Source organism: Microbacterium jejuense (assembly GCF_039544225.1).
In the GTDB taxonomy this organism is placed as follows: domain Bacteria; phylum Actinomycetota; class Actinomycetes; order Actinomycetales; family Microbacteriaceae; genus Microbacterium; species Microbacterium jejuense.
In genome coordinates this window covers 234205-252498 of the sequence record NZ_BAABLG010000005.1, presented here as the reverse complement: position 1 = coordinate 252498, position 18294 = coordinate 234205, and the positions used below count along the sequence as shown (strand labels likewise).

17 protein-coding genes are annotated in these 18294 nt (G+C 71.1%); 4 read left to right on the top strand and 13 right to left on the bottom strand.

Annotated features, from left to right (window positions below; translation table 11 throughout):
- Nucleotides 1–36 precede the first annotated feature (36 nt).
- The 5 genes from ABEA46_RS10845 to ABEA46_RS10825 are packed head-to-tail and all read right to left on the bottom strand — an operon-like array spanning nt 37 to nt 1959.
- Nucleotides 37–465 (bottom strand): TA system VapC family ribonuclease toxin, encoded by a 429-nt coding sequence (locus tag ABEA46_RS10845; protein WP_345544559.1) that lies wholly within the window; start codon nt 463–465, stop codon nt 37–39.
- Nucleotides 462–692: a hypothetical protein gene (locus ABEA46_RS10840; RefSeq protein ID WP_018170431.1), complete on the bottom strand. Its 231-nt coding sequence runs from the start codon at nt 690–692 to the stop codon at nt 462–464. Before ABEA46_RS10840 ends, ABEA46_RS10845 begins: the two co-directional genes overlap by 4 nt.
- Nucleotides 693–748: 56 nt before the next feature.
- Nucleotides 749–1147: a type II toxin-antitoxin system VapC family toxin gene (gene vapC / locus ABEA46_RS10835; protein WP_345544558.1), complete on the bottom strand. Its 399-nt coding sequence runs from the start codon at nt 1145–1147 to the stop codon at nt 749–751.
- The gene (locus tag ABEA46_RS10830) at nt 1144–1350 is read right to left on the bottom strand and encodes a type II toxin-antitoxin system VapB family antitoxin (protein WP_345544557.1); all 207 of its coding nucleotides are present in this window, start codon (nt 1348–1350) and stop codon (nt 1144–1146) included. The genes vapC and ABEA46_RS10830 overlap by 4 nt, the downstream gene beginning before the upstream one ends.
- A gap of 36 nt (nt 1351–1386) precedes the next feature.
- Entirely contained in the window at nt 1387–1959 is a 573-nt protein-coding gene (locus tag ABEA46_RS10825) for a DNA-3-methyladenine glycosylase I (RefSeq protein WP_345544556.1), read from the bottom strand.
- Between the two features lie 132 nt (nt 1960–2091).
- On the opposite strand from ABEA46_RS10825, the gene ABEA46_RS10820 reads away from it, so the two are divergent.
- On the top strand, nt 2092–2493 hold the full coding sequence (locus ABEA46_RS10820) for a glucose-6-phosphate dehydrogenase (protein WP_345544555.1): 402 nt from the start codon (nt 2092–2094) through the stop codon (nt 2491–2493).
- Nucleotides 2494–2735: 242 nt separating this feature from the next.
- On the opposite strand, the gene ABEA46_RS10815 is transcribed toward ABEA46_RS10820, so the two are convergent.
- From ABEA46_RS10815 to ABEA46_RS10805, 3 genes are all read right to left on the bottom strand, one after another.
- A complete protein-coding gene (locus ABEA46_RS10815) occupies nt 2736–4841 on the bottom strand; it encodes an acyl-CoA dehydrogenase family protein (RefSeq protein WP_345544554.1) in 2106 nt (701 codons plus the stop codon).
- A 221-nt stretch (nt 4842–5062) separates the two neighbouring features.
- On the bottom strand, nt 5063–6862 hold the full coding sequence (locus ABEA46_RS10810) for a glycoside hydrolase family 3 protein (RefSeq protein ID WP_345544553.1): 1800 nt from the start codon (nt 6860–6862) through the stop codon (nt 5063–5065).
- Entirely contained in the window at nt 6862–8166 is a 1305-nt protein-coding gene (locus ABEA46_RS10805; RefSeq protein ID WP_345544552.1) for an MFS transporter, read from the bottom strand. Before ABEA46_RS10805 ends, ABEA46_RS10810 begins: the two co-directional genes overlap by 1 nt.
- Before the next feature lie 126 nt (nt 8167–8292).
- Here ABEA46_RS10805 and ABEA46_RS10800 point away from each other — a divergent pair, with 126 nt between their 5' ends.
- A complete protein-coding gene (locus ABEA46_RS10800) occupies nt 8293–9579 on the top strand; it encodes a TetR/AcrR family transcriptional regulator (protein ID WP_345544551.1) in 1287 nt (428 codons plus the stop codon).
- A gap of 142 nt (nt 9580–9721) precedes the next feature.
- On the opposite strand, the gene recQ is transcribed toward ABEA46_RS10800, so the two are convergent.
- Nucleotides 9722–11731, bottom strand: a complete 2010-nt coding sequence (gene recQ / locus ABEA46_RS10795; protein WP_425563186.1) for a DNA helicase RecQ — start codon at nt 11729–11731, stop codon at nt 9722–9724.
- 94 nt (nt 11732–11825) lie between these two features.
- Nucleotides 11826–12362 (bottom strand): DUF1697 domain-containing protein, encoded by a 537-nt coding sequence (locus ABEA46_RS10790; RefSeq protein ID WP_345544549.1) that lies wholly within the window; start codon nt 12360–12362, stop codon nt 11826–11828.
- A gap of 105 nt (nt 12363–12467) precedes the next feature.
- On the opposite strand from ABEA46_RS10790, the gene ABEA46_RS10785 reads away from it, so the two are divergent.
- Nucleotides 12468–13343, top strand: coding sequence for an SDR family oxidoreductase (locus ABEA46_RS10785; RefSeq protein ID WP_345544548.1), 876 nt, complete (start codon nt 12468–12470; stop codon nt 13341–13343).
- Nucleotides 13344–13378: 35 nt separating this feature from the next.
- Here the strand turns inward: ABEA46_RS10785 and ABEA46_RS10780 are convergent, their stop codons facing one another.
- The 3 genes from ABEA46_RS10780 to ABEA46_RS10770 all read right to left on the bottom strand — a co-directional run bounded on the left by ABEA46_RS10780 (nt 13379) and on the right by ABEA46_RS10770 (nt 17797).
- Entirely contained in the window at nt 13379–14146 is a 768-nt protein-coding gene (locus tag ABEA46_RS10780; protein WP_345544547.1) for an SDR family NAD(P)-dependent oxidoreductase, read from the bottom strand.
- Nucleotides 14147–14160: 14 nt separating this feature from the next.
- Complete coding sequence (locus tag ABEA46_RS10775) at nt 14161–16710, bottom strand: DEAD/DEAH box helicase (protein WP_345544546.1); 2550 nt, start codon at nt 16708–16710, stop codon at nt 14161–14163.
- Nucleotides 16711–16930: 220 nt separating this feature from the next.
- Nucleotides 16931–17797: an SGNH/GDSL hydrolase family protein gene (locus tag ABEA46_RS10770; RefSeq protein WP_345544545.1), complete on the bottom strand. Its 867-nt coding sequence runs from the start codon at nt 17795–17797 to the stop codon at nt 16931–16933.
- A 176-nt stretch (nt 17798–17973) separates the two neighbouring features.
- Here ABEA46_RS10770 and ABEA46_RS10765 point away from each other — a divergent pair, with 176 nt between their 5' ends.
- Complete coding sequence (locus ABEA46_RS10765) at nt 17974–18288, top strand: GNAT family N-acetyltransferase (RefSeq protein ID WP_345544544.1); 315 nt, start codon at nt 17974–17976, stop codon at nt 18286–18288.
- The last annotated feature ends 6 nt before the right edge of the window (nt 18289–18294 follow it).

Genomic DNA, 18294 nt, shown 5'->3' with positions numbered 1-18294 from the left:
CGGGCCCCGGATCATCCGACGCGTCGCGCAGGCGCGCTACGGGATCGCGAACACCACTGTCGCGCCCGACGGCACCGCCGACGTGACGATGCGCGTGTCGAAGGTCGCCAGCAGCGCATCGTTGGACGCGGCGAGGTGCAGCAGGTAGGTGTCCGTCACCTGCGAGCTCGCGAGCAGCCGCTCGGTGTGCACCGAGCTGTCGAGCAGGCTCACGGTGTCGGGCAGGAAGACGTGGTCGTCGCGCGCGGCGAGGCTCGCCAGGCTCGCCAGCACCACCGGCGCCGGCTGGCTGTTGGGATACGACGGGTGGCTCACGACCCGCACCACGCCGTTCTGCACCAGCGGGCACGTGTGCCATTCGTCGGCGCCGCGCGATGCGAACCACCGGTGCGCACGATCGTGATGCACGTGCAGCGGATCGATGAGCGCGATGACCGCGTTGACGTCGAGCAGGTGCCGGGTCACGGCGCGTCGTCCTGCAGGGCGGTGACGTCGTCGAGCGTGGCCCTGCCGGCCTCGGGCTGCGCGGGCAGGAGGACGATGCCGTTGCGGGTGCCGCCGTGCCGGCGGCGCTCGGTCAGCGTGGCGCGGGCCAGCTGCGAGATCGCCTCGCCGAGGGTCAGCCCGCGGGCGTCGGCGAACTGCTTGGCCGCCGCGAGCACGTCGTCGTCGATCGTGAGCGTGGTGCGCATTCATCGATCATCACGCATCACGCATCACCGGTCAACGACGAGAGCGAAGGATGCCGTCAGAGAAGAGACTCCGTCTGCACACCGCAGTGGGCGCTCAAGACCTCGAAATCGCGGTCCCTGTGCAACACGGCGAGTTCCATCCGCAAGGCGACAGCCGCGATCAGGCAGTCTCCGAGGCTGCGCACCGTCTCGCCCGCACGGCGACACTCGCGCTGGAGCGCTGCGGCGCGCAGGGCGTCCATGAGGGGTTCGGCTGGTGCGATCTCAAAGGACTCGAGCATGCGGCGCCGGCGGGCTGCGACGAGTTCGTCGGTCGGGCCGCTGAGGAGCTCCAGGAGCACCGTCTCGGGCACGACGATCCGATCGCCGCGTTCGATCATCGCGGCAAGGTGATCCCCTGCCGGCGAGGGGCCGGTGCGCAGATACTCGATCCACACCGACGTGTCGACGATCACGCCGCGGACCACCCGCGCTCGACCTCGTCGTTCTCGAACTCGATTCCGCTCCCCCGCATGGCGAGGATCTCGTCACGCGACATCGGCTCAGTGATGAGACTGCGCAGGGCGAAATCCACGGCGCCGCGCTTGGATTCGAGTCGGTACCGCTTCATCACTTCGGCAACGAGCGCCTCATCAAGGTCGATGTTCGTACGCGCCATAGACACCATGATACACCTCCTGGTGTATCATGGTGGTCACATCGTGCGCCAGCATCCATCCACGTGATCGTCGACCATGCCCGCCGACTGCATCAGCGCGTACATCGTGGTCGGGCCGACGAACCGGAACCCGCGCTTGCGCAGCGCCTTGCTCATGGCGTCCGATGCGGGCGTCGTGGCCGGCACCTCGGCGAACGCCGAAGGGCGGCGATGGGATGCCGGTGCGAAAGACCACATCAGCGCGTCGAGCTCACCGGGCTCGAGCTGCTGCACCAGGCGCGCGTTCGAGATCGTCGCCTCGATCTTGGCGCGGTTGCGGATGATGCCGGCATCGCCCATCAGGCGCTCGACGTCGTCAGGCCCGAACGCCGCGACCTCGTCAGGCTCGAAGCCGGCGAACACCTCGCGGAACCGCGGCCGCTTGCGCAGGATCGTGATCCATGACAGCCCCGCCTGGAACCCCTCGAGGCTCAGCTTCTCGAACAGGGCGCGGTCGCCGTGCAGCGGCACGCCCCACTCCTCGTCGTGGTAGCGCGCGTACTCGGTGTCGTCGCCGACCCACGCGCAGCGCGCGCGGCCGTCGGCTCCGGTGCGGACATCGGTGCTCACCGCGCCAGCCTAGGGTCGACCTCGGACGCCCGGGTGTTAAGCCGAGTGTCACCGGCCCGATTCCCGGATGCCGCGCGCGTCGCTTACCTTGGAATGTCGGGCGGTTCACGCCCGCGGGCTGGAGGCAGGACCATGAAGATCGTCGCGTCGGCGGACTGGCGGGATGCCGTCCCGTTCGAGGACCCCGTGCTGGTGGCCGACGTGGTCCCGGGCGAACCGACGCGGTGCTTCGCGTGCGGCCCGGACTCCGAGCTGCTCCCCCGCACCGAGCTGTGGGCCTACAAGCACCGCCACCCCAAGAACCACGACGGCTACGTCCGCTTCTACTGCGCGTTCCACGTGCCCGCGGCAGCCCCGAAGCCGCAGGTCGCCACCGCGGCTCCCGCGGCCCGCACGAAGGCGTCGCGGCCCGCCGCGGAGCGCCGCGCCCCCAAGCCGGTCATCCCGGAGCGCGTCCGCACGATGTGCCCGAACTGCTTCGTCGAGGTCTCGGCGACCGGCGAGTGCGGCATGTGCGGCTGGTCCGAGAACTGACCTGAGACGAGGGGATGCCGCCGCCCGCGGCATCCCGATCCCTGCCGTTCCCGGGCAGAGGAAAGGGGACCGCGTTCCCGATTCGCGGTCCCCTGGAAGACGCTCCCGACGCACGAAGCCCGTATGCGCAGTCGGGTGAAGGCTGCCTTCATAAGGGATATGTCCGCCCCGAGCCGATCTGGGACACCTCTCAAGCCATCGTTACCTTTTCGTGACTTTTGGGGTGTCCCCGGCTCGTCGGCTCACTTCTTCTTGAGGGACTTCTCCGAGACGGGCGCCTCGCCCGAGGCGGCCAGCGCGCGGTAGTACTCGCGGGCCTCGTCCTGGCGCTTGCGCTCGGCGCCCGACGCGATGGGCGCGCGCACGTGCTCGGGCTCGAAGCCGTAGGCGTCGACGAGGTCCTGCGCGTGCGGCCGCAGCCGCGCCGCCAGGCGGTCGATGTAGCGCGAGACCGAGGCCGCGCGCTGCGTCGACAGGCGCCCATTGATCAGGTACCACGCCAGGTGCTTCTCGATCAGGTGCAGACCGAACAGGTCTCGCAGCCACGTCAGCACCTGGGCCGTGCCCTCGTCAGAGATGCGGTGGATGCCATCGGTGAAGGCCTCCCACTGCAGCAGCTCGCCGTGCGCTCGCGCGGCCTCGATGAGCTCGGCCTGGTGGCTGTTGAACAGCGCAGCCGCCTCGGCGGGCGACAGCTTCGAGGCCGGACGCAGGGCGCCGGCGACGTCGGCCACCATCTGCTGGACGCGGCCGGCGAGCAGCTCGTGCTGCTGGTCCTCACGCAGGCCGAACTCCACCGAGCGCGCGGTCGAGCCGAAGTCGGCGACAGCCTGACCGAGCTGGCGGAGCCCTGCCCCGTGGAAGAGCTTGCCGGCCGTCTGACCGACCGCGAAGCGGGCGAGGGCCGCGGCATCCTTGCCCTTGAACTGCTTGGCATAGTCGGCGAGCAGCCGCTTGCCGACCAGCTGCAGCAGGATGTTGTTGTCGCCCTCGAAGGTGGCGTAGACGTCGAGGTCCTGGTGAAGGCCGACGAAGCGGTTCTCGGCGATGAAGCCCGACCCTCCGCACGCCTCGCGCGCCTCCTGGATGGTCGACAGGGCGTTCCACGTGCTGAGCGGCTTGAGCGAGGCGGCGAGCGTCTCGAGGTCCTCCCGCTCCTCGGGGGTGTCGGTGCGGCCCGAGAACACGCTGTCGAACTTCTTGAGCAGCTCGTCGTTGGCGAAGAACTGCGCGTAGTTCTGGGCGAGCAGGGGCAGCAGACGCCGCTGGTGCTTGCCGTAGTCGAGCAGCACGACCTCTTCGGTGCCGGCGCCCGAGTCGAACTGGCGGCGCTGGTTCGCGTAGGTGAGCGCGATGTACAGCGCGAGCGCGGTGCCCGTGGTCGCGGCGCCGTCGAGCGACACGCGGCCCTGCACGAGCGCGCCGAGCATCGTGAAGAAGCGGCGGCCGGGGCTCGTGATATCGGACGTGTACGAGCCGTCAGCGGCGACCTGGCCGTAGCGGTCGAGCAGGTTGAAGCGCGGCACGCGCACGTGGTCGAACGCGAGACGGCCGTTGTCGATCCCGTTCAGGCCACCCTTGACGCCGTCGTCCTCACTCACGACGCCGTCGAGCATGCCACCCTCGTCGTCGCGGATCGGCACATAGAAGCAGTGCACGCCGTAGTTGACGCCGCCCGTGATGAGCTGCGCGAACACCGTCGCCGCCTTGCCGTGCATTGCCGCGTTGCCGAGGTAGTCCTTCGTCGCCGCACGGAACGGCGTGTGGATGACGAACTCCTCGGTGTCGGGGTCGTAGGTCGCGGTCGTGCCGATGGCGGCGACGTCCGAGCCGTGCCCGATCTCGGTCATCGCGAACGCGCCGGGGATCGTGAGGTCGATGACGCCCGGCAGCCACTGGTCGTGGTGCTTCTTCGTGCCGAGCTGGTGGATGGCCGAGCCGAACAGGCCCCACTGCACGCCGGACTTGATCTGCAGGCTGGGGTCGGCCAGCACGAGCTCCATGAACCCGGCGAGGTTGGCGCCGTTGTCTTCGAGGCCGCCGTACTCCTTCGGGAACGCGCGCCGCGAGCCGCCGTGCTCGACGAGCAGGTGCAGCTGGCTCAGCACGCGCTCGCGGTGCTCGGGCATGGGCTGCCCGTCGATGCGCCAGAACGCGGGATCCTTGATCATCTCGCGGGCCTCACGGCGGGTGTGTGCCCAGGTGCCGAGCAGCAGATCGGTGACCGCGTTCACGTCGATGCGGGGCTCTGCGGCCTCGGCGGCGCTGTGGGGAGCGGTCGGAGCGCCACCGGCGGGGGTGTGCTTGTGGACGGCGGGCTTCTTGGAGCGGACGGCGGCGTCAGCCATGTCATCACCTCTCGGAGGGGGAAGGTCACGTCAACCGTAGGACTCCCACAAGCGAGCCTCAAAGCCACTGGTGGTTTCGTACAACTCCGATGCGAGACGGGTGGTCCGCGGGTTGTGCGCGACGCACAGCCCGCCCGCCCTGCGTGCACAGCGCCGGAAGAAGTGGATGCCGCACCGCGGGTCGCGGTGCGGCATCCACTTCCTGGGCCGGGGGGCGAGTGCTACAGCGAGAGGCCGTGTCCGAAGCGGAACAGCGGGTCCTCGGTGTCGAACGGCACGTCAGGGCGCGAGGCCTCGACGGCCGCCATCGAGCGGGGGATGTCGAACGGCAGGCGGCCCTTGGCCTCGGCCGCGCCGGTCAGCACGTCCAGCAGAGCGGCCGAGCTCGCACCCCAGTTGCCGACGACCGCGTGCGCGGCCTCGACGATCGGGCCGAGGATCGCGGGACGGTCGAGGAACACGTCGACCACCGTCGGCACGGCGGCGGCGACCTCGGCGACGTGCGCGACGGTCTCGGGGGCGAAGTCGAGCGAGCCCGCGTGGAAGAACGACTCGAATCCCGCGCCGCGCTGCTCGTACGGCGCCTGCAGGCGCAGGACGGCGACGTCGGCCTCGGCCAGCGTCTCGACGACAGTGCCGTACGCGGCCGCCGTCTCGGGCGCGATGCCCTCGACGTACAGCTTCAGGCCGGCCGCGAACGGCAGCGCCTGGTCGCGGTTGGCGAGGATCGTCAGCGCGGCACGCTGCGCGGCGTCGCCCGCAGCACGGAACGCGGCCGAGCCCACGATGCGGTCGGCGGCGTCGGCGTCGACGAACGGGTCCTCGAACAGGCCGAGCGCGAACTTCTCGCGCAGCAGGCGCCGGGCCGAGGCGTCCAGCCGGTCCTCGGCGATGCGGCCGTCCGCCACGAGTTCGACGAGCAGCTCGGGGCACGCCTCGCCGCCGAACTGGTCGGCGCCCGCTTCGATGATCTTGACCATGCGCTCTTCGCGGGTGAGGTGTTCGACGCCCCACGCACGGGCCGGGAACGGCTGGCCCATGATCTCGGCGTCGGTCACGAGGCCCCAGTCGGTGCAGACGACGCCGTCGAAACCGTAGCGCTCGCGCAGCAGGCCCGTCAGCACCGACTTGTTGAAGCCGAAGCCGACCTCCTCGTACTCGGTGCCGACCGGCATGCCGTAGTACGGCATGACCTGGCGGACGCCGGCGGCGAAGGCGTCCTCGAACGGCTTCAGGTGCAGCTCGAACTCACCGCCGGGGTAGACCTGCTCACGGCCGTACTCGAAGTGCGGGTCCTCGCCGTCCTGCTGCGGACCGCCGCCGGGGAAGTGCTTGACCATCGTCGAGACCGCGCCGGGGCCGAAGGAGTCGCCGTTCTGGAAGCCGCGGATGTAGGCGGCGCCGAGCTCGCCCGACACCTCCGCGTCCTCGCCGAACGTCTGCAGCTGGCGCGACCAGCGCGGCTCGGTCGCGAGGTCCACCTGCGGGTGCAGCGCCACGCGGATGCCGACGGCCGTGTACTCCTGGCGCGCGATGTCGCCGAAGCGCTCGACGAGCTCGGCGTCACGCGTCGCCGCGAGGCCCAGCGTGTCGGGCCACTGCGAGAACGGGCCCGAGAGCATGGCCGCCCCCGGGTTGTCGGTGAACGAGTGCCGCGGGTCGGTCGAGATCGTCACGGGGATGCCGAGACGAGTGGATGCCGCCAGCTCCTGGAGCGCGTTGTGCCAGCGCGCGATGGCACCCGCGGTGGGCGCGACGCCGAGCAGGTTGAAGTGGTTCATGCGGCGCTCGAGCACGTACTCGCGGTTCGAGGGCAGGCCGAACATCGGGTCGGCGTCGGCGAGCTCGCCGTCCGGGCCCATGGTGATCATGGTCTGGAAGAAGAGTCCGGCCTTCTCTTCGAGCGTCATCTCGCCGAGCAGCAGCTCGACGCGCTCATCGACCGGCAGGCTTGCGTCGAGCCAGGGGCGCTCCGCAGCGCCGGGTGCGGCATCCGTCGATTCGATCGTGGTGTCGGTCATCACTTCACTCCCTTGATGCGGTAGACGAGCACGGCGCCGGCGAGGGCGACGAGTGCGCCGAAGAGGTAGTACACGGTGTAGCCGCCGAGCGGCGTGGCGGCGCCCAGCGCGATGATGCCCGGGGCGATCGCCGGGGCGATCGACTGCGGCAGCGCGTTGGCGATGTTGAGCACGCCGAGGTCCTTGGCGGTGTCTTCGGGGTTCGGCAGCACCTCGGTCGCCAGGGCCAGGTCGACCGAGAAGAACGAGCCGGCGCCGAGGCCGATGATGGCCTGCGCGACGATCAGCGTCGCCACGTCGGGGGCGAAGGCCAGCAGCACGAGGCCGATCACCATGATGCCGCCGGCGATGGCGACGAACGGGCGGCGCTTGCCGACCTTGTCGGAGAGGAACCCGCCGAGCGGCGACGAGATCATCATGGCGGCCATGGACGCGAGGTTCGCGAGCAGGATCGTCGTGATGGCGGTCTGTTCGTCGAGCTGGAACTTCTCGGTCAGGTAGAACGGCAGGAACGTCGCGATGCCAGCGTAGCCGAACATCACGAAGAACTTCGTCAGCCACGTCCAGCCGAAGTCGGGGTGCTTGGCGGGGTTGAAGACGAACGAGCCGAACAACTGACCGACGGTGAAGCGGTCGGCGGGCTTGTCGGTGCGGACGCGGTCCTTGAGGACCAGGACGAACAGCACCGCGAGGACTGTCGCGATCGCCGACGGGACGACGAAGCGGGCGAAGTCCTCGGAGAGGAAGTTCGTGAGGAACGTGCCGCCCAGGATGCCCAGCGGCGTGGTGATGCCGACGATGCCCGAGACCTTGCCGCGGCTGGCCGCCGGGACCTGGTCGGGCAGCGTCGCGTTGGCGGCGGCGAGCACGGCGTTCATCGCGGTCTGCACGATGCACCATGCGATCAGGACGACCCACACCGATGTCGCGACACCGATGATGAGGAAGCCGCCGAGGCCGACCAGCGCGCCGCCCAGGATCCACGGGCGGCGCATGCCGAAGCGCGACGTCGTGCGGTCCGAGAGGCGTCCGGCCAGCGGGTTGGCGATGAGCGCGAACAGCGCGCCGACGCCGAGCACCAGACCGAGGTTGCCGGTGGCCGCTTCGGTCGTGGGCGAGATGTGCTGGATCTTGAACGCCATCGACACCATGACCGGCGTGAGCAGGGCGAGATAGACGCCGAAGTTCACCGCGGCGAGTCCGGGCGTGTAGCCGCGCGGGGTCTTGGCGGGCGTCGTGCCCGGCGCCTTGAAGCCGGTCGTGCCGGCGGCTGCGGCCGTCGCGGCGGAAGACAGCTCTGTCATCGGAGTCCTTTCTCGGGTGCGACGCACGTCGACTCCGACAGCGTCGATTCACGAGAATACATGAAACCTGACCGTTTGGTAACTCAAATTCGACCGATTGGTAATCGCGCTCACTAGACTGGTGCCGTGACGACGATCTCTGCGCCCGCGATCACCCGCAGCGCACAGGCCGAGCGCACGCGCGCGGCCATCGTCGTGGCCGCACACGACGTCTTCGTCGCCCGCGGTTACCGCGCCTCGTCGCTGCGCGACGTCGCGGCCGCCGCCGGCATCAGCCACCCCGGGCTGCTGCGCCACTTCGCCACCAAGGACGCACTGCTGGCCGCCGTGGTCGACTCCTTCGAGCGCGACAACGAGTTCGCCCTGCTCGAGCAGCTGGCTGCCGAGGACCCCGGCGCTCTCGGCTACAGCGTGATCGCGCAGCGCAACGCAGAGGTGCCCGGCTACCTCGCCTTGTTCGCCGCGCTCACGGGCGAGGCATCCAGTCCGCGTCATCCCGCCCACGACATCGTGCGCGACCGCTACGCACGGCTGCGGGAGCTGTCGACCGATGCCATCGACGAGGCGATCGCGCAAGACACCGTGGCGCCTGACCGCGACCCGGCCGGCGAGGCCGTGCGCATCGCCGCCGCGTGGGACGGCCTCCAGCTGCTCGCGCAGTACCTGCCCGAACGGGTCGACGTCGTGACCCAGCTCGAGACATACGAGGAGGGCCTCGCCCTGCCCGTCGGCTGGCGCGATCCCGACGACGCGACGCCCGGCGGGCACACGATGCCCGTCCCGCCGATGCCGTCGTTCTCGGGCGAGCCGGAGCCGCCGCAGGCCGGGTACCGCGTCGGGCGCGAGCGGCGCGCCGAGATCCTCGCGGGCGCCACCGCGCTGTTCGCGCAGGAGGGCTACGGCGACACGAGCCTGCGTGACATCGCCGAGCACGTCGGCGTGTCGAAGTCGACGCTGCTGCACCACTACGGCTCGAAGGAGGAGCTGCTGAGCGCGGTGCTCAGCGAGCGCGACCGCCTGATCGAGACCCGCGGCTCGTACGTGCGCGCCGCCAGGGCCGCCGACGAGCTGCGGATGCTCCCCCGCGGCGCCGCCGAGAACGCCGTGACCGCCCCCGGCCTCATCGAGGTCTACGCGGTGCTGTCGTGCGAGGCGGTGCCCGCCGACCACCCCGCGCACGCGTACTTCGAGCAGCGCCTGCGCGGCGTGATCGACCATTTCGCGGCGCTGCTGCGTGCCGCCCAGCAGGACGGCGATCTGCCCTCGCACCGCGACCCGGAGTTCGAGGCCGTGTGGCTCACCGCGCTGTGGGACGGGCTGCAGTACCAGTGGCTCTACGACCGCTCGTCCGTCGACGTCGCCGCGCAGCTGACGGCGCACCTCGACGACGTGCTGCCGCCGTCTGCTCGCTGAGTCCGCACCCCCTGGTCGCTCTCGAGAACCCAGCCTCACGCGTACGTCGCGGAGGTGACCGAGTCCGACGGGCGGCTCACCGCGTTCCGACTCGCTCCGCTCGCTCGACGACCAGGGGGCCCTCTCGGCCCGATACCGGGCGTCACGCCGCGGCGATGACCTCCAGCACGGCGTCGCCGTAGGCCTCGCGCTTCTTGGCCCCGATGCCCGAGACGCCGTCGAGGTCGGCGAGGCTCTCGGGGCGACGCTCGGCGAGAGCCCGCAGGGTCGCATCGCCGAACACGATGTAGGCGGGCACGCCGAGCTCTTTCGCGACGCCCGCGCGCCACGCGCGCAGCGCCTCGAACACGCCGACGTTCGCCGGGTCGAGGTTCTCGGGCGCGGTCGACTTGCGCACGCGGGCGACGCCGCCGGACCGGCCCATGACATCGCGGCGCAGAGGCACGGGCGTCTCGCCGCGCAGCACGCCGGCCGCGGGGTCGCCGAGCGCGAGCGTGCCGTACTCACCGCGTGCGACGAGGATGCCACGGGCCAGGAGCTGCCGGATGACGCTGCGCCAGTCCTGCTCGCTGAGGTCGGCGCCCAGCCCGTACGTCGACAGCTGGTCGTGACCCTGCTGGCGGATGCGGTCCGTCGAGGCGCCCCTCAGGATGTCGATCAGGTGGCCGGCGCCGAACGCCTGGCCGCGCTCGCGCTGCAGGCGCACGATCGTCGACAGCAGCTTCTGGGCGGGGACGAGGCCGTCCCACGTCTCGGGTGCCTCGAGGCACGTGTCGCAGTTGCCGCACGGCTCGGACGCCTCGCCGAAGTACGCCAGCAGGTTCTGGCGGCGGCATCCGACCGTCTCGCACAGCGCGAGCATCGCGTCGAGATGCTGACCCAGGCGCGTCTTGAAGGAGCGGTCACCGGGCGACTGGTCGATGAGCCGGCGCTGCTGCACGACGTCGCCGAGGCCGTACGCCATCCAGGCGACCGAGGGCTCGCCGTCGCGGCCGGCACGCCCGGTCTCTTGGTAGTACCCCTCGACGGACTTCGGCAGATCGATGTGCGCGACGAAGCGCACGTCGGGCTTGTCGATGCCCATGCCGAACGCGATCGTCGCGACCATGACCACGCCGTCCTCACGGAGGAACCGCGACTGGTTCGCCGCGCGCGTCTCGGCCGGAAGGCCCGCGTGGTACGGCAGCGCGTCCACGCCCTGCGCCGAGAGGAACTCGGCGGTCTGCTCGACCGACTTGCGGCTGAGCGCGTAGACGATGCCCGCCGCCCCCGAGCCCTGGGAGCGGATGAAGGCGACGAGCTGACGGCGCGGGTCGGACTTCGCCTCGATGCGGTACTGGATGTTGGGCCGGTCGAAGCTCGAGACGAAGTGGCGCGCGTTCGGCAGGTGCAGTCGTTCGGTCATCTCGCGGTGCGTCGCCGGCGTGGCGGTGGCGGTGAGCGCGAGGCGCGGCACCCCGGGGAACCGCTCGGCCAGCGCGCCGAGCGCGAGATAGTCGGGCCGGAAGTCGTGGCCCCACTGCGACACGCAGTGCGCCTCGTCGATCGCGATGACGCTGAGTCGTCCGCGTGCGAGGAACCGCAGCGTCGTCTCGGTGTTGAGCCGCTCGGGCGCGACGTACAGCAGGTCGAGCTCGCCGGCGAGGTAGGCCCGCTCGACGGCGGCACGCTCCGGTGGCGATTGCGTCGAGTTGAGGTACGCCGCGCGCACGCCGTTGGCGACGAGCGCGTCGACCTGGTCGTGCATGAGGGCGATCAGCGGGCTCACGACGAGCCCGGTGCCCGGACGCGCCAGCGCCGGCACCTGGTAGCAGACGCTCTTGCCGCCGCCGGTCGGCATCAGCACGACGGCATCCCCACCGGCGATCACGTGATCGACGATCGCGCCCTGCTCACCGCGGAAGGCGTCGTAGCCGTACACCTCGCGCAGCACCGTGCGCGGATCGAACCCGGTGAAGTCGCGGCGCGGACCGGCGCCGGCGAACGGGTCGAAGCCGGCGGCAGCCCCCGCGTCGGACCACCCGGCGCGGTCGGGCGGCGCCCAGCCGTCCTCGGGCGGCGCCCATGAGTCGTCCACGGGGGGACCGGCGGCGTCGGGCTCCCACGCGAGATCGGCGTACGGGTCGCCCTGCGGAATGGTCACCCGTCCCAGGGTAGCCGCGGCATCCGACGCCCGCCCCGACGCCGGCACGCCGGTGCGGAACCCGCCGCGGGCCGGCGCGGCGCCGCCTCTGGGGAGGAGCCGGTCAGCACCACTTCTCGGCGATCGCGGCGATCACCGTGCGGTTGCGGCTGGTCGCGACGCCCAGCAGCTTGGCGGCGTTCAGCGGGTCGACCTGGCCCGCCTGGTATGCCGGGCCGAGCAGCGCGTGCGCGACGCGCCCGCGCACGACCATGCCGCCGGCCGCGTTCGCGAGTCCCCCGACCTCGGCCGCGGTCGCCGCCGGCAGCTCGTCCTTCAAGAGGTAGATGTAGTGCCGGGCCAGCTCCGGATGCTCGTCGCCGAGTTCCGCCGCCTCCGCCGCGATCGCCGCCACCTCGGCCGCCGTGAACACGATCGTCGGCACGTCGAACCCGCGGTCCTCGGCGAAGGCGGTCTCCAGCTGCGCCTCGATCTTCGCCCGCGAGCGCAGCGGCGTCGTGAACCGCACGTTGCCGGTGTTGATGTGCGTCTCGACGTCGGCGAACCCGAGCGATTCGACAGCCCGCCGGATGTCGTCCTTCGCGAACTTGCGGTTCGCTCCGAGGTTGATCGCGCGCAGGAAGGCCACGTAGGTCGGCATACCGCCATCATCCGCTATGGTCGTGCTCATGCAATGCCCGTGACTTCGTCCTCACCGAAACGAAGAACCGGATGCCGCCTCCCGGCGTCCGTGAAAGGCATCAGCATGTACCCCCGCACCTCCCTGCCGCTGCGCGGCAAGACCGCCCTCGTCACCGGCGTCTCGCGTCGGCGGGGCATCGGCTTCGCCGTCGCGTCCGAGTTCGCCCGGCTCGGCGCCGACGTCTTCATCCACCACTACGCGCCCCACGACGCCGACCAGCCGTGGGGCACCGACGACCTCGACGCCGTCCGCGACGGGCTGCGCGCCGAGCTGACGCCGGGCGCGCAGCTCGGCGACCTGGCCGCCGACCTGCGGGACGCGGCATCCATTCCCCGCGTCATCGACGCGGCGCGCGCGCTGACCGGACGCCTCGACATCCTGGTGTGCAACCACGCGCTGTCGGGCGAGGACGGGTCGATCCTCGACATGACCGCGGAACGGCTCGATGCGCATTGGCAGACCAACGCCCGGTCGACGCTGCTGCTGACGCGCGAGTTCGCGGCGCTGCACGCCGACACGACGGCTCCGGGACGGCAGCCCGGCGAGCGCATCGGCCGCACCGGACCGTTCGCCGAGCCGACCGGCCGCGTGTTCTGGATGACCTCGGGGCAGATCCACGGACCGATGCGCGGGCTCGTCTCGTACGTCGCGAGCAAGGCCGCGCTCGCGGGCGCGACGCCGACTGTCGCGGCCGAGCTGCTCGATCTCGGGATCATCCTCAACACTGTCGATCCGGGTCCGGTGAACACCGGGTACCTCGACCCCGACACCACCGATCGTCCGCTCGAAGAGGTCGAGTCCTGGATGCGGGCGACGCCGTTCGGCCGCTACGGCGAGCCCGCCGATCCGGCCCGGCTCATCGCCTGGCTGTCGACGGATGCCGGAGCCTGGGTGGTCGGCCAGGTGCTGTCGACCGACGGCGGCATGCGCCTGGCCTGAGTGCGGCGGCCGGCGGCGGCATCCCCTCGCCGAGTTCAGTGCAGGGTGAAGCCGCCGTCGATCGTCACGATCGAGCCGGTCATGAACGAGGAGGCCGCGCTCGCGAGGAACACGACGGCCGGGCCGAGTTCGTGCGGCTCGCCGGCGCGCTTCATCGGCGCGGGGTCCACGCACCACGGCTTGTACTGCGGCTCGTACACCGGCGACATGTCGGTGTGGATGTAGCCCGGCGCGATCGCGTTGACCCGGATGCCGAGCGGTGCCCATTCCGCCGCGAGCCCCTTCGTCAGCTGGTGAACGGCGGCCTTCGAGGTCAGGTACGAGATCTGCCACCGCGGCTGGTTGACGATCTCGGCCGACATCGACCCGATGTTCACGATCGTGCCGCCGCCGCGCGTCGACATCCGCCGGGCGACGGCCCGCGAGCAGAACCAGACGCCGTCGAGGTTGGTGGCCATCACGTCGCGCCACACCTGGTCGTCGACCTCGAGCGCCGCGCCGCCGATGCTGATGCCGGCGTTGTTCACGAGCACGTCGATCTCGCCGAACTGCTCGCTCACCGCGATGACCGCGCGTTCGACGTCGGCGGCGTCAGAGACTTCGAGGGCGATGCCGAACGAACGGATGCCGGCGCCCCGGAGCTCGACGGCGGCCTGCTCGGCGGCATCCTCGGTCCGCGCGGTGACGGCGACGGCCGCTCCCGCCTCGCCGAGCGCCTGGGCGATCGCCCGCCCGATGCCTCGGCTGCCGCCGGTGACGAGCGCGACCTTGCCGGTCAGGTCGAAGGTGTCCATGACGGTCATCGCAGTCCTCCTCGCTACAGCCGCACGACCGCGGTCACGCGCAGCACGGCGGTGCCGGCCTCTTCGGACGCTTCGAGATCGATGACGCCGCGGATGCGCCAGTCGTGGTCGCCGGCCGGGTCGTCGATGGTCTGCTCGACCCGCCACAGGCCTGTGGCGGCGGCATCCGATTCGTCCACCGTCACCAGGCGCGGCGAGCGCGCCGCGCCGCCGGTGAGGATCTCGTCATGGTCGTCGAAGTAGGCGTCGAGCGCGGCCGGCCAATCCACGTCGGGGTCGAGCTCGACGAGTTCGTCATCGCGCTGCAGCGCCGCGAGCTGCACCCGGCGGAACAGCTCGTTGCGCACCAGCACGCCGAACGCGCGGCGGTTCGTCAGCACCGAGGGCGGCGCGGGCGGGACGACCGGCGCCGACGGGTCGTCGACGGGGTTGACCAGCGCCTCCCACTCGTCGACGAGGCTGGAGTCGACCTGCCGGACGACCTCGCCGAGCCACTCGACCAGGTCGACGACGTCGGAGGTCTGCGCCTCGGCGGGCACCGTCTGGCGGATGGCGCGGTACGCGTCCGAGAGGTAGCGCAGCACGAGGCCCTCGCTGCGGGCGAGCTGGTAGAGCGAGACGAGTTCCGAGAACGACAACGCCCGCTCGAACATGTCGCGCACGACCGATTTGGGCGACAGCTCGAAGTCGCGGATCCACGGCTGGCTCGACGCGAACACTTCGTACGCCTGACTGAGCAGCTCGTCCAGCGGCTTCGGGTACGTCACCTGCTCGAGCAGCGCCATCCGCTCGTCGTACTCGATGCCGTCGGCCTTCATGGCCGCGACCGCCTCGCCGCGCGCCTTGAACTCCTGCTGCGACAGGATCGGCCGCGGGTCGTCGAGCGTCGACTCGATGACGCTCACGACGTCGAGCGCGTAGTGGCCGGTGCCCACCGCGCCGGCGGCGTCCTCGGGATCGAGCAGCTCGATCGCGGCGAGCGCGAACGGCGACAGCGGCTGGTTGAGGGCGAAGTTCGGCTGCAGATCGACGGTCAGGCGAATGGATGCCGGGCGCCCGGCATCCTCGCGGTCGATCTCGACCACCTCGGCGGCGACCAGCGTGCGGAAGATGGCGATCGCACGGCGCGCGAGATCGTAGCGGCGGGCGCGGGGCTCGTGGTTGTCGAACACCAGGCTGCGCACGTTCGAGAACACGTCGCCGCCGCGCCCGATGACGTTGATGAGCATCGCCGCGGTGAGCTGCAGCTGCGGCGCGAGGGGCTCGGGCTCGGCCTCGACGAGGCGCTCGAACGAGCCGAGCCCCCAGTTGACGACGCCCGTGGGCGCCTTCTTGCGCACGATCTTCTTGCGCTTGGCGGGGTCGTCGCCGGCCTTGCGCAGGGCGGCCTCGTTCTCGATCTCCCACTCCGGCGCCATCACGACGACGGTGCCGGAGGTGTCGTAGCCGGCACGACCCGCGCGGCCCGAGATCTGGTGGAACTCGCGGGCCGTGAGCTGGCGCATCTTCGTGCCGTCGAACTTCGACAGCGCTGTGATGAGCACCGTGCGGATCGGCACGTTGATGCCGACGCCGAGGGTGTCGGTGCCGCAGATGACCCGCAGCAGGCCGCGCTGCGCGAGCGTCTCGACGAGCCGGCGGTAGCGCGGCAGCATGCCGGCGTGGTGCACGCCGATGCCCGCGCGCACGTACCGCGAGAGCGTGCGGCCGAACGCCGTGGTGAACCGGAAGCCGCCGATGGCCTCGGCGATCGCGTCGCGCTGCTCACGGCTGACGACCTTGATGCTCGACAGCGCTTGCGCCCGCTCCATCGCGGCGGCCTGCGAGAAGTGCACGATGTACACCGGTGCCTCGCCGGTCTGCAGCAGCTCCTCCACGGTCTCGTGCACCGGCGTGCGGGCATACGAGAAGTGCAGCGGCACCGGTCGCTCGACGCCGGTGACGCGCGAGACCGTGCGTCCGGTGCGGCGCTCGAGGTCTTCGGCGATCGTCGTGATGTCGCCGAGCGTCGCCGACATCAGCACGAACTGCGCTCGTGGCAGGAGCAGCAGCGGGACCTGCCATGCCCACCCGCGGTCGGGGTCGCCGTAGTAGTGGAACTCGTCCATCACGACCTGGTCGACGGCCGCGTCGGCGCCCTGGCGCAGCGCCAGGTTCGCGAGGATCTCGGCGGTGCAGCACACGATCGGCGCATCGGGGTTGACCGACGAGTCGCCCGTGACCATGCCCACGTTCGCCGCGCCGAAGATCTCGACGAGGGCGAAGAACTTCTCACTCACGAGCGCTTTGATCGGCGCCGTGTAATAGGTGCGTCCGCCGGCGGCGACCGCGGCGGCGTGGGCGGCGACCGCGACGAGGGACTTGCCGGTACCGGTCGGAGTCGACAGGATCACGTGCGACCCCGACACGATCTCGATGACCGCCTCGTCCTGCGCGGGGTACAGCGCGAAGCCCTGCTCGCCCGCCCACTCGACGAACGCGTCGTACAGCACGTCGGCGTCGGGCGTCCCGCCGGGCGCGCCCGAGGCCTCGGCCGCAGCCGCGATGGTGTCGAGAAGGCTCACCGCTCGAGTCTGCCAGGTCGCGGCATCCCTTCCTCCGCCGGGCCGGCGCCCCTCCTGTGGCACTCCGGATATCGGACTTTCGCGCCGTTTCCGGAGCCACGGCCGCGGATCCGCCGGAGAACCTGCGATCCTCCGATTTTCGGATCGGGCAGAAGAGGGGGCTGCGCAACATGACGGGGAAGAGTGGATGCCGGGCGCCCGGCATCCACTCTTCCCCGGCTCAGCGACCGAGCTTGGCCAGGATGACCTGCGTGTAGGCCGCGTACCCGGCGTGGTTCGGGTGCAGGAAGCCGGCCGGGTCGTTCACCGGGTCGGTGCCGAACCACGGGTCGCTCGGCAGGCCGGGCACGAGCTGCACGCCGTGCCCGAGGAACGCCGGCACCACATCGGCGAAGACCGCGTGCGCACCGTGTGCGGCGGCGAGCGCCGCAGCCGCCGCGATGGCGCCGTCGAGCGCGTCCGTCGCGCCGGTCACCGCGAAGGCGAGGCTCCCCAGCGCCAGGCACTGCTCCACCGGCGCGACCTGCGCGCACGACCCGACGTCCACGGGCTGCAGCAGGCGCGGGTAGCCGGTGACGACCAGGGCGGCGTTGGGTGCGCGCTGTGCCATCCCGGCGATCAGCATCGCGAGCGGTTCGACGAGATCCGGCGCCGCATCGACGGTTCCTTGCACCGCGCCCAGACACGCGCCGAGGTCGCCCCCGGCGGGGACCGCGGCGCACGCCGCGTAGACCTGATCGAGACCGAGGTCGTTCGCGCCGACGGTGAGCGTCACGACCGTCGTGCCGCGGTTGAGCTGCGACAGCTGTGCCTGCACGTCGGCGATCGTCGCGCCGGTGCATGCGGCGTTGCGCAGCAGGTTGAACTTCGGCGCCTGGTCGAGCTGCGCGGCATAGCCGCCGTCGGTCCGCGCGCAGGCGTCCAGCGGCATGCCGCCGCCCTGCCCCGCCCCGATCGAGTCGCCCAGGGCGACGTACTTCGCGACGGGCGGTGATGACGCCGCGGTCGCCGGGCTCGCTGCGCCGGCTGCCAGCATCCCCATTCCGAGCGTCAGTGCCGCGAGCGCGGCGAGGACACGTCGTTTCATGATTCCCCCTCGAATCCGTGAACAGAACGACACGATCCGCCCCAAGAACCGGTCCGCGGATCCCAGCCGCAGACGCTGCCGACGATAGACCCGTGGATGCCGTCACGCCAGGGGTGCGCCGGGTCGCGGAATCGACCCGCCCGCCCGTACGTTGGAGCAGACGTCGAAGGGATGCCATGACTGCCACCGATGACCAGACCACCGTCCGCCGCAACGACGACGCCGGCCGCTACGAGGTGTGGGTGGGCGACGTGCTCGCCGGCTTCACCGAGTTCACCCCGGATGCCCGCGGTCGCCAGCGCTTTCCGCACACCGAGGTCGACCCCGCGTTCCGCGGTCGCGGCCTCGCGCAGATCGTCGTGGCCGAGGCGATGGCCGACGAAGCCCGGCGCGGCGAGACCGTCGTGCCGCTCTGCCCGGTCGTCGTGAAGTACCTGCAGCAGCACGAGGTGCCGGGTCTGGACGTGCATTGGCCGTCGCGCGTGGCCTGAGCGCGC

Bases quoted from the DNA above. Each gene is read 5' to 3' on its own strand.
- ABEA46_RS10840 (WP_018170431.1), bottom strand. From the start codon at position 692: ATGCGCACCACGCTCACGATCGACGACGACGTGCTCGCGGCGGCCAAG.
- ABEA46_RS10830 (WP_345544557.1), bottom strand. From the start codon at position 1,350: ATGGCGCGTACGAACATCGACCTTGATGAGGCGCTCGTTGCCGAAGTG.
- ABEA46_RS10820 (WP_345544555.1), top strand. From the start codon at position 2,092: ATGAAGATCGTCGCGTCGGCGGACTGGCGGGATGCCGTCCCGTTCGAG.
- ABEA46_RS10815 (WP_345544554.1), bottom strand. From the start codon at position 4,841: ATGGCTGACGCCGCCGTCCGCTCCAAGAAGCCCGCCGTCCACAAGCAC.
- ABEA46_RS10810 (WP_345544553.1), bottom strand. From the start codon at position 6,862: ATGACCGACACCACGATCGAATCGACGGATGCCGCACCCGGCGCTGCG.
- ABEA46_RS10805 (WP_345544552.1), bottom strand. From the start codon at position 8,166: ATGACAGAGCTGTCTTCCGCCGCGACGGCCGCAGCCGCCGGCACGACC.
- ABEA46_RS10790 (WP_345544549.1), bottom strand. From the start codon at position 12,362: ATGCCGACCTACGTGGCCTTCCTGCGCGCGATCAACCTCGGAGCGAAC.
- ABEA46_RS10785 (WP_345544548.1), top strand. From the start codon at position 12,468: ATGTACCCCCGCACCTCCCTGCCGCTGCGCGGCAAGACCGCCCTCGTC.
- ABEA46_RS10780 (WP_345544547.1), bottom strand. From the start codon at position 14,146: ATGACCGTCATGGACACCTTCGACCTGACCGGCAAGGTCGCGCTCGTC.
- ABEA46_RS10770 (WP_345544545.1), bottom strand. From the start codon at position 17,797: ATGAAACGACGTGTCCTCGCCGCGCTCGCGGCACTGACGCTCGGAATG.
- ABEA46_RS10765 (WP_345544544.1), top strand. From the start codon at position 17,974: ATGACTGCCACCGATGACCAGACCACCGTCCGCCGCAACGACGACGCC.